This window comes from Mesorhizobium sp. B2-1-3 (assembly GCF_006442495.1).
Classification (GTDB): domain Bacteria; phylum Pseudomonadota; class Alphaproteobacteria; order Rhizobiales; family Rhizobiaceae; genus Mesorhizobium.
In genome coordinates this window covers 108,639-118,982 of record NZ_VFWL01000021.1, presented here as the reverse complement: position 1 = coordinate 118,982, position 10,344 = coordinate 108,639, and the positions used below count along the sequence as shown (strand labels likewise).

The 10,344-nt window shown below is 62.3% G+C and carries 8 protein-coding genes; all 8 read right to left on the bottom strand.

Annotated elements, in window-relative coordinates:
• Nucleotides 1-297: 297 nt before the first annotated feature.
• Nucleotides 298-1,875 (bottom strand): alpha/beta hydrolase, encoded by a 1,578-nt coding sequence (locus tag FJ973_RS27060; RefSeq protein WP_181165413.1) that lies wholly within the window; start codon nucleotides 1,873-1,875, stop codon nucleotides 298-300.
• A 934-nt stretch (nucleotides 1,876-2,809) separates the two neighbouring features.
• Nucleotides 2,810-3,163 (bottom strand): cupin domain-containing protein, encoded by a 354-nt coding sequence (locus FJ973_RS27055; protein WP_140501578.1) that lies wholly within the window; start codon nucleotides 3,161-3,163, stop codon nucleotides 2,810-2,812.
• 312 nt (nucleotides 3,164-3,475) lie between these two features.
• Nucleotides 3,476-4,369 carry a sugar phosphate isomerase/epimerase gene (locus FJ973_RS27050; RefSeq protein WP_140501580.1) on the bottom strand — a complete coding sequence of 298 codons (894 nt, stop codon included), beginning with the start codon at nucleotides 4,367-4,369 and terminating at the stop codon, nucleotides 3,476-3,478.
• Nucleotides 4,370-4,441: 72 nt separating this feature from the next.
• Complete coding sequence (locus tag FJ973_RS27045; RefSeq protein WP_140517934.1) at nucleotides 4,442-5,380, bottom strand: ABC transporter substrate-binding protein; 939 nt, start codon at nucleotides 5,378-5,380, stop codon at nucleotides 4,442-4,444.
• 80 nt (nucleotides 5,381-5,460) lie between these two features.
• Complete coding sequence (locus FJ973_RS27040; RefSeq protein ID WP_140501584.1) at nucleotides 5,461-6,459, bottom strand: ribose ABC transporter permease; 999 nt, start codon at nucleotides 6,457-6,459, stop codon at nucleotides 5,461-5,463.
• Nucleotides 6,456-8,027 (bottom strand): sugar ABC transporter ATP-binding protein, encoded by a 1,572-nt coding sequence (locus FJ973_RS27035; protein ID WP_140558481.1) that lies wholly within the window; start codon nucleotides 8,025-8,027, stop codon nucleotides 6,456-6,458. The genes FJ973_RS27040 and FJ973_RS27035 overlap by 4 nt, the downstream gene beginning before the upstream one ends.
• Nucleotides 8,024-9,391 carry an FGGY-family carbohydrate kinase gene (locus tag FJ973_RS27030; protein ID WP_140558480.1) on the bottom strand — a complete coding sequence of 456 codons (1,368 nt, stop codon included), beginning with the start codon at nucleotides 9,389-9,391 and terminating at the stop codon, nucleotides 8,024-8,026. Before FJ973_RS27030 ends, FJ973_RS27035 begins: the two co-directional genes overlap by 4 nt.
• Entirely contained in the window at nucleotides 9,388-10,170 is a 783-nt protein-coding gene (locus tag FJ973_RS27025) for a DeoR/GlpR family DNA-binding transcription regulator (RefSeq protein WP_140558478.1), read from the bottom strand. Before FJ973_RS27025 ends, FJ973_RS27030 begins: the two co-directional genes overlap by 4 nt.
• Between the last annotated feature and the right edge of the window lie 174 nt (nucleotides 10,171-10,344).

Genomic DNA, 10,344 nt, shown 5'->3' with positions numbered 1-10,344 from the left:
TCCCCCGCCACCGCCCTTCGCACGCGCGATGCCACCAAAGGCGGCGTATGCGATGCTTGCACCCAAGGCCGAAAGCAATACACGACGAGACGTAAACACTGTTCGATCCTCCTACAATTTCTGTGAAACTTCGGAATTTGATAATCGAAATGCGACACGCACGCGACTTCCACCCGCAAGACGAGAGGGGTCCTTAAGCGATGCTACCGTAGTGTTTAATTGATTTGCGAGTTCCGCTTTAGCTTAACTTCGTCGTCAGCAAAATATCGGATTTTACAATTTTGGCTAAGAGGAATTTCAGTGCCCAAATCGAAATCTCAACCTGTCCTGCCTTGAGCGATTTGCTGATATAGAGTGTAGTGCCTCCGCTCCCGACCACAGTTCCTTTGGCGGGCTTGGAAATTGCGGGGCCCCCATCTCACCGATACATTCAGTCTTCAACTTGAGCTTGGGGTTTGCAAGGAAATCAGCAACTACTTTCGACCCGCACGGATCGGAATCAATGACATCGTGTCCGATCCCCCGAAAGACCACCACCTGGCCGAAAGGAAGGGTCTTCGCCGCGTGGTCCGCCCATGCTGTCGGCGTTGCTGGATCATATTCTCCCGACAACAGAAGAGTGGGTATGTCAGTGCGGCGCGGCTGCACCTGCGATGCTGGCCCGTTCTCAAGCATCCAAAGAGGGCATGCCCAGGAGTAGTCGTTCAGCTCAACCCATTTCGACCAGTATTTGTCCTGCTTGCCATTCAGATCGGGGAGATCGCTGTCGGAACAACTTACAGAGAAGTCCATACCTTGGGAGATCTCCAGGTCGTCAGCATCGAAAAGTATCTCCGCCAGGGGTCTGAAATCCTGTTTGTATGTCCTCTCGATCAGCTCCGGCAGGGTCAGGAGCGCATCGCGATCGTATAAAATGCCGAATATAAGCTCGAGGAAATCTGCCCCGGAGACATATGTGTAGCGCGCCTCTTTATCTGTGCTGCGCAAGAGCAAAGGCTGCCGATCCAGCTGTCTTGCAATAAGCTGAACAGCATTGGATATCCCATTCATGCATCTGTTCGCTGCCTCACAGTCTCGCTCTAGCAATTTTAACGATCGGTCGAGATTCGGCCCATCTTCGTTCAGGTAATTGATGTCCAGAGGAACAACTGAATCCAGTATACTCGCCGATACCCCTTCGGGGTGCTGGTTCATCACTTCGAGTGCAAGCCTGGTGCCATACGAGACGCCATAGAGAACCCACTTTTCTATCCCGAGAGCCTTCCGAAGGTCATCAATATCCTCCGCATTCTCCTCAGTGTTGTAGGCATCAAGATCAATGCCCTTTGCGATCAACGCCGTCCTGCATGCAAGAACTTCATCTTTTTTGAGCTTGCTAAAGGTGGTTTCGACCTCAACGCTCGAGAGAATGGCGTTCCAATGATCGGGCTTGAAATATTGAGAACAGTCCAAGGCGGGAGCGGACTTTCCGATACCCCGCTGATCAGCAACGATTACTCGGCGTCCGATCATCCAGCTCTGGGCGCCGATGAATTCCCACCATCCATCGATGTCGTCGCTATTGGCGATGTCAGTAGGCTGCCCCGGGCCTCCTGTGAGAAACACCACCGGTTCGTGCCGTTCGCGGTCCGGTTCGAATACGACCACGGACAGGACGACCTCGGTACCACCCGTCTTCTTTCGATTTTCTGGAACATTCACGGTCCCACACGTCATTGCCCGATCCCGCGGAATTTCGAACCAACAGCTGGTTTTCTTGAACTCACCCGCAGTGAGTTCCCCACCCCCCAGGCAAATGAGGAATGCAACCGACGTGACCACGAGAAGAAAACACCAACCTGGTTTGATGTACGCGCGTCTAAACACGGTAGACATCTCGCCCCTCATTTATAAGTATACGAAAACTGCTCGATTACGGATCGAATATTCTTCGCGTCATGGGCAATCAGGAATAAAACGCCCGCAATCACGGATTCGTTATTTATTCAAGACGGAGAGTCTTTCCCTCCGATGCCAAGGAACAATTCCGTATTTCAGAAAAATGGCAGGAAAAAATTTATCCCGCACCCGGCCTGACGACCCTCTCCATTTCGTGTTCCCAAGCGATATTGGGTTACTCCAACACAAAATTGGAAACAAGCTCGACAAACCGGGCGATTATATTAGCGCTTTTGATTGAGCCGTGCGCGAGACAGTTGGTCAGCACTGCGCTTATGTAAGCCGTGTTTTGCGCTACATTGCTCATCCGATTTTGCGCGGGTGCTCGCACCCTCCTCCTTATGGTGGATTCCCATTCTTTAGCATTAACGCATATAAAGACCGCGCTTCTGCACTCACGATGGGAACACAACCATGCGGAATCGAAAGTCACTTCAACTGGCGCTTTGGGCTTGTATATCGCTTTTTCTCACCGACGCCGCTTTAGCGAAAGATGCCTACAAGACTCCCTGTAGAGCGGACGCCAAGCGGGTGTGCCACATGGACAACGAAGTGAAGGCGCAAGGCTGCCTTAAACAGCACCTCAGCGAAGTCACGCCGGCTTGCAAGGCCTTCCTCACTAAACAATGAAATGACCACGGATCCTGTTGTTCCGCGTGCTCCAACAGCGGGGTTGCTCGCCGTGGGGTCTCACGCGATGGCACGATGAGCAAGGCGGACACCGTTCGCCCTGCCGGCATTCTGGTCCCGTTCGCTCCAACCGGGCGCCAGTCACGGCCCCGCCAGTTGCGTGGACATGCGAGGATGGCCGGGATTGACGAAAGGTATCAAAGGCCAGCGAGCGGCTGGCTTGTCTGTCTGACAGCCTGCCTCAGCCCACCCTGACCACGAAATGCTTCGTCACCGGCTCGATGATCTTCCAGGTTCCCTTGAAATCGGCTTCCACCACGAAGGCGTCGCCGGGGCCGACTTCGACCGGCGTGCCGCCGTCGGGCGTGATGATGATGCGGCCCGCGATCATGTGCACGAACTCATAGTCGGTGTAGGTGGCGTGATACGTACCGGGCGACGCGCGCCAGGTTCCGGAGATCACCTTGCCGTCCGCGGTCGTGTGCTGGACTGCGGTTTGCATGGTCGGCCGGCCCTCGACCGCGATCCAGCCAGGCAGGTCGCCGGCTTCCGCGTGTTCGACGGTGCCGAATTTCAGGATCGTCTTGTTCGTCATGCCGGGGCTCCGTTTTGCTTCGCTGTCGCACCGTCGGATAGCCGTTACGCGTGGCGTGGGCAATGCCGCCAGGGGGACCAGGGCAACCAATCCGGGTTCACCGGCGCCTTCGCACTGTTTGACGGAGCTCTGAACGAAAAAACCCGCCTGCTCGGCGGGTCCCTGGCGCGACTCAGCACCATAGGCAATTTGTAGCATTAACTGCCTTCACAGTCAATGAAGCTGAGTTCGCGGCCTTGCACCAGGAACCAGGCGCGTCCGCGCCTGGGGTGGGCGATTTGGCAATTCCTGCTGCTCCTCAGTCTGAAATCCTCAGGGCTTGTGGCGCGCCGCGACGAGTTCCGCCTTGCGCCTTGCCGTTTCCATTCCCAGCCCGATGAAGGCGCGCGCGTGCTTGGCCAGCGCCATGTTGTCCGTCCACAGATTACGCCAGATGGCGGTCTTCTTCGACAGGTTCTCGTCGACGATCTCCGAGGAGAAGGATTCGAAGCTGAGATCGTCGGCATAGCCGATCGCCGTCAGCGCATCGAATATCGCGGCGAAGTCGATATTGCCGGTGCCGAGGAAGCCGCGATGGCTCTCGCCGATATGGACATAGCCGATCTTGCCGGCGGCATGGCGGATGGCCAGCCCGACATCGGCCTCCTCGATGTTCATGTGGAAGGTGTCGAGGTGGAGAAAGATGTTGTCGGAGCCGGTGTCCTCGATGAAGGCCAAGCCTTGCGCCGCAGTGTTGAGCAGATTGCTCTCGAAGCGGTTGACGATCTCGAGGTTGAGCGTGACGCCTGCCGCCTTCGCGGTTTCGGCGACCTTGGCCAGCGTCCCGGCGCTGCGGTTCCACTGGTCTCGCGTCGGCGCCTCGGTCTGCAATCCGTGGCTGGTCGAGAGGATACCGGCGACCTTCTGGCCGCCGAGGTCGCGCGTCAGGGCGACGGTGTCGTTGAGGATCCCGACGCCGCGCGCGGCGACCGCCTTGTCGGCGCTCGAAATGTCGCCGTCGACCGGCAGGCCGATGCTGATCGCCACGCCGAGGTCGAGATCGGCGATGCGCTTGGCGAGCCCGCCAATATCGACATTGGCGGGGTCGAGATAGGAGAATTCGATCAGGTCGAAGCCGGCCTCCTTGGTGTTGGCCAGCGTGCGTTCGAGCTCGGCCTGCGTCGAGCTCGCCGACCAGACGAAAGAGTGGATTCCGATGCGCGACATGATCGTCTCCGGTTTTGCGACGAAATGAGGAGGACGCGGCAGGTCAGCCCGGCCGCGTCCGCCTTGGACTGATCAGCGGGCCGCGGTCCAGCCCTTGTAGTCCTTCAGATTCTCGGCGGTGATCAGCTTCGGATCGAGCAGCACCACCGGCTCCGCCGGCTTCTTGCCGGCAAGCACGTCGGCGGCCATCGTCAGCGACTGGCCGGCCATCACGTAGGGATCCTGCGAGGCAGAAGCCTTGATCATGGACTTGCCGGATGCCAGTTCCTTCTCGATGTCCGGCGCGCCGTCGACGGCGGTGAAGATGAACTCCGAGCGGTTGAGCTGCTTGGCGGCGAGCTCGGCGCCGATCGCCGTCGGATCGTTGATGGCGAACACCGCGTCGATCTTGTCGAAACGGGTCAGCAGCGACTGGAACACCTTCAGGCCGCCGTCGCGCGAGCCTTCGGCGTTCTGGTCGTCGGACAGGATCTTGATGTCGGGATGCTGGGCAAGCACGTTCTTGCAGCCCTTCACGCGCTCCAGGATCGACGAGGACGCCGGACCGTTGAGGATGACGTAGTTGCCCTTGCCGCCAGTTTGGTCGACCAGATATTGGCAGGCCTCCTCGCCGGCCTTGACATTGTTGGTCATCACGGTGACGTCGGCGCCTGGTGCGGAGACGTCGAAGGCCGCGACCACGATGCCCGCCGCCTGCGCCTTCTTCACCGCGGGCGCGATCGCCTTGGCATCGACGGCGTTGAGCATGATGACGTCGACGCCGGCGGCGATGAAGGAATCGACCTGCGAGACCTGCTTGTTCAAGTCATAGTCGGCCGACACCGACGTCACCTCGACGTTCGGATTGATCTTCTTGGCCGCGTCCTCGATGCCCTTGATAGTGGCGACGAAGAAGGGGTTGCCGAGCAGGCCGACCGAGATGCCGACCTTGTTCAGGTCCTTGGCCGATGCCGGCGCAATGGCGACGGCCGCGAACGCGGCGCCGCAGAGCAGTTTGGCGATGGTCTTCATTACGCTTACTTCCTCCTGATGCCCCGCGCCTCTCACGGTGCGTTACACAAGCCGGTCTTTGATGCCGGCGACAAGGTCACTCACGTTCTTGCCCCTGCCTGGAGCCTGTAGCGGTCGAGGGCGACCGCCACGATGATGACCAATCCCTTGATGATGTACTGCCAGATGTCCGAGACGCCGGCCAGGATGAGCCCGTTGGACAGCACGGCGATGATCAGCCCGCCGATCAGCGTGCCCCAGATCGAGCCGACGCCGCCGACGAAGCTTGTGCCGCCCAGGATGACCGCGGCGATGGCGTCGAGTTCGTAGGACTGGCCGAGCTGCAGGCCGTTGGCGGCATAGAGCCTGGCCGCCGACATGGCCCCGCCGAGACCTGCCAGCAGGCCGGACACGCCATAGACGAAGAGCAGCACCAGCGGCACCTTGATGCCGGTCAGCCGCGCCGCCTCGGCATTGCCGCCCACGGCATAGATCCAGGTGCCGAGCACGGTGCGTTTCAGCACCAGCCACGACACCACCACCACCGTCAGCGCGATGATGACCAGCCAGGGAACGCCGAACAGCGATCCATTGCCGATGAAGTCGAACGGCAGGTCGGAGTTGAACACGGTCGTGTCTTCGCCGAGCAGGCGGGCGACGCCGCGCACGGCGGTGAGCGAGCCCAGCGTGACGATGAAGGGCGGCAGCCTGATATAGGCGATGAGCAGCCCGTTGATGACCCCGAAGCCGAGACCGACCAGAATGGCCGCCGGCACGCCGAGCAGGCCCCAGTCCGGCACCAGCGACACCAGCACCGCCACCATTGCGGAAGCGGCAAGGATCGAGCCGACCGACAGGTCGATGCCGCCGGTGAGGATGACGAAGGTCATGCCGGCGGCGAGCACGATGTTGATCGACGATTGCTGCGTGACGATCAACAGGTTGGTGCCGGTGAGAAAACGCGGATTGATGAACTGGAAGCCGGCCGCCAGCAACACCAGCACCGGCAGCATGCCGAGCGCGGCCAAAGCCGTGCGCAACCGCCGGCTCCTGACTGCCGCCTGGTCCACTGTCGTCGTCGTGGTGGTTCTGTCGGTCATTCCTTCGGTCCTTCTTGGGCCGCTCCCGTCGCAAGTTCCATGATTGCTTCCTGGCGAAGCGGCTCGCCCCGGGATGCCGTCACCTCGCCTGCTATGGCGCCGTCGCGCATCACCAGAACCCGGTCGGCGACGCCGACTACTTCCGGCAGTTCGCTGGAGATCATCAATATGGCGATGCCCTTGCTGGCGAGACTGTCGATCAACCGGTAGATCTCCGATTTGGCGCCGACATCGACGCCGCGCGTCGGCTCATCGAGGATGACCACCTTGGGTTCGGTCTCCAGCAGGCGGGCCAGCAGCACCTTCTGCTGGTTGCCGCCCGACAGCGAACCGGCATTGGCCTGCGCCGAGCGGGTGCGGATCGAGAGATCCGCGACGGCTTTCGCAGCGCGCCTGTCGGCGGCGGCGAAGTCCCGCAAGCCGCCGGCGCGCGCATCCCTGGCCAGCACGCCCATGTTGATGTTGTCGGAAATAGACATGTCGAGGAACAGGCCGAGTTCCTTGCGGTCCTCGGTGAGATAGGCGATGCCGGCATCGAGCGCCTCGCGCGGCGAGCCGATGGCGATCGGCTTGCCGTCGAGCTCCAGCGTGCCGGCGCTGCGCCGGTCGGCGCCGAAGATGAGCCTGGCAAGTTCGGTGCGGCCCGAGCCGACGAGGCCCGCCAGCGCCAGCACCTCGCCGTGATAGAGGTCGAAGGAGCAGTCCTTCAGCAGCCTGCCGTCGGACATGCCGCGCACCGACAGCGCCACGGCGCGCTTTTCGCCCGGCGGGCGGTGATCCTTCTTGTAGAACGCCGAGAGATCGCGGCCGACCATCATCGAAACGAGCCGCGAGGCGCTGAGGTCGGCGCGCTCCAGCGTGCCGACATAGCCGCTGTCGCGCAGCACGCTGACGCGGTCGGCGAGCTGGTAGACCTCTTCCATGCGATGGCTGATGTAGATGATGGCGATGCCTTGCGCCTTCAGCGTCGCGATCACCTCGAACAGCCGCTCGGTCTCGCGCGAGGTCAGCGACGTGGTCGGCTCGTCCATGACGATGATGCGCGCATTGGTCGACAGCGCCCGGGCGATCTCGACCAGCTGGCGCTCGCCGAGTGACAGGCCGGAAACCAGGGCACGCGCCGAAAAAGAAACGCCGAGCCGGCCGATGATCTCGGTCGCGCGCCGGTTGCACTGGTCGCGGTCGACGATGCCGAAACGGCGCGGTTCGTTGCCGAGGAAAATGTTCTGCGCCACGGTCAGATTGGGCGCCAGCGACAGTTCCTGGTAGATCACCGCGACGCCGCTGGCGCGCGCCTTGATCGGATCGCCGGTCGCGGCGGGCATGCCATCGATCAGGATCTCGCCCCCGGGATCGGGACGATAGGCGCCCGAAAGCACCTTCATCAGCGTCGACTTGCCGGCACCGTTCTCGCCCATCAGCGCGTGCAGCTCGCCGGCCTGGACGGTAAGCGAAACATCCTGCAGGGCGCGGATCGCGCCGAACGTCTTCGAAATATGGCGCATTTCCAGCACCGGGTGGCGTTCCGCCCCCATGCCGGCTGTCTCCGTCCTGGCCTGCGCGCTCATCGGGCTGCGACCTTGCCGGCGGTCCCGGCGACCAGATCGCGCCAGCCGTCGCGGTAGCCGGCGAGGCTGGTGAAGCGCACTGCTTTCACCGGCTCCGGCGGCTCGGCGGCGAATTCACGCCCGACGCTCTCGAAAGCCAGGGCCGCAGCGCCCGTGGCGCTGCCTTGCAGCGAAGCGCCCTGCATGAAGGCCTGCTCCGGCCGCAGCTGCGCCAGCAGGCTGGCGAGCAGGCCGCCAGTGTTGAGACCGCCGTCGACGATCACGGTGTTGCTGGAATGGATGAGGCCGAGGCAGAGGTCGAGCATCAGCGCGACATAGAGCAGTGCCACGGCCGCACGCTCGCCGGCATCAGGCGTGCGTCCGACCAGCCGGCCCGAACGGCCGGGCATCGGCCCACCCGGCGCGAAGCTCGGCAATGCCATCATGCCGGCATCGATCGCCCGCTGCACCGCCGCGCCTTCGACCGGGCCTTGCCAGCCGTCGCTGATGGCGGCGAATTCGCGCCCGCCCATGAAGCGGATGGTCGGCACCGGGCCGCCGTCCACATCGACATTGACCAGCATGTCGCGATCGGGGTCGAGCGCCTCGAGCGGACAGTCGGGATTGAGCACGATGACCCAGGTGCCGGTCGAAACCACTGTCACCGAGCCCAGCCCCTGCCGCCGATAGGCATGGAGCGCGGCATTCGAGTCGTGGACGCCGTTGTGGATGGCGAGCGGCCGCGACGCGCTGCCGAAGTCCTGTTCGCCGATGACAGTACCGGCACGCGCGAAGGCCGGCATCTGGTGGCGCCACCCCTCGGCGTCGACCAGTGAGGAAAAATCGTGACGACGCGGCGCCCACAGATGCGAATGGCAGCCGAGATAGGACACTTCGCAAACCGGCCTGCCGCCAAGGCGCCAGCTCCAATATTGCGGATAGCCGAGAATCCATTTCGCCGTCGCGAAAGCGTCGGGTGCGGCCTCCTGCAGCCACAGCATGTGGCGGCCGTAGTTGAAACCGAGCGGCAGCCGCGGCGAGAACGTCTCGGCGTAGTCCGGAATGCGGCGATCGATCCGCGCGGCGATTTCGGCCGGCGGCTCCTGCTCATAGTCGAGGATCGGATGCGTCAGCGCCGCGTCGTCCACGAGGGCGAAGGTGCAGCCATGGCCCGACACCATCACCCCTTCCACGCCATGGTTTTCGATCGCAGCGGTGACGGCGCCGAGCGCCCAATCGTGGAGGTCGGCCTCATCGAGCACGCTGAAGCCGCCTTGGCGCGTCCATTTCGGCTGGGTCCGGCGCTCGTCGAGAATGCGTCCGTCCTGGCCGAAGACGAACAGCTTCGAATTGGTCTTGCCGAAGTCGAGCACCGCGACCTTCATGCGATGGCTCCCATGGTGGAAGCAATCCGCACCATGACGCCGGCATCCTCCAGCATGCGCGCGTCGGCATCGGAAAGACCGTCGTCGGTGACCAGCGTGCCGATGCGCGACAGGGGCAGCGCAACGTTACGGGCCTGGATCGAAAGCTTGCGGCTGTCGGCCAGCACGACGATCTGGTCGGCGCACTGGCTAAGCTCGACGATCGAGCGCACCAGCAGCGGGTGCGATTCCAGCAAGCCTTCCTGGCCGATGCCTTGCGCGCCGAGAAAGAACTTCGAAGCGTAGAAAGGTGCCGGATGGGTGAGCGAGTGAATGATGCCCGGCTCGCGGTGCAGGTCGCCGCCGGCAACCGTCAGGCTGCAATGGCCATGATCGCTCAGATACGCCGCCAGCGGCATCGAGTTGGTGTAGAGCCGGATGCTGCGCTCGGCGAGCTTGACCCCGAGATGGAAACAGGTCGAGCCGCCATGCACGATGACCGCGTCGCCGTCGCGCACCATGTTCGCGGCTAGGTTGGCGATCTGCCGCTTGGCCTCGACCGCGAGGTCGCGATTCTCGTCATAGGGCCGGGCATAGGCGACGCCGGCCTGCGATGTACCGTCGAGCGCCGAAACACCGCCATAGACCTTGCGCGCCTCGCCCGCCTCGTCGATCCGGTCGATGTCGCGCCGCACCGTCGCGGCCGAAACGCCGAGCCGCTCCTGCAGCTCCCGCACCGAGGCGAAGGGGCGATCACGCAAGAGTTCGACGATCTGACGCTGGCGGCCGGAGTCGCTCACCTGTTTCCTCCAAAACGCCGTTCTGCGACGGCAGTTGGTGTAACTTACTCAACATTAGCTCGATTGCAAGCCGCAACTGACGGTATTCGATCACGGTTGACGGAACTCACTCTTATCTGCGATATCAACCCGTCGAATGCCCGACCACCGCATTCGACGGTTGGCGGATTGTTG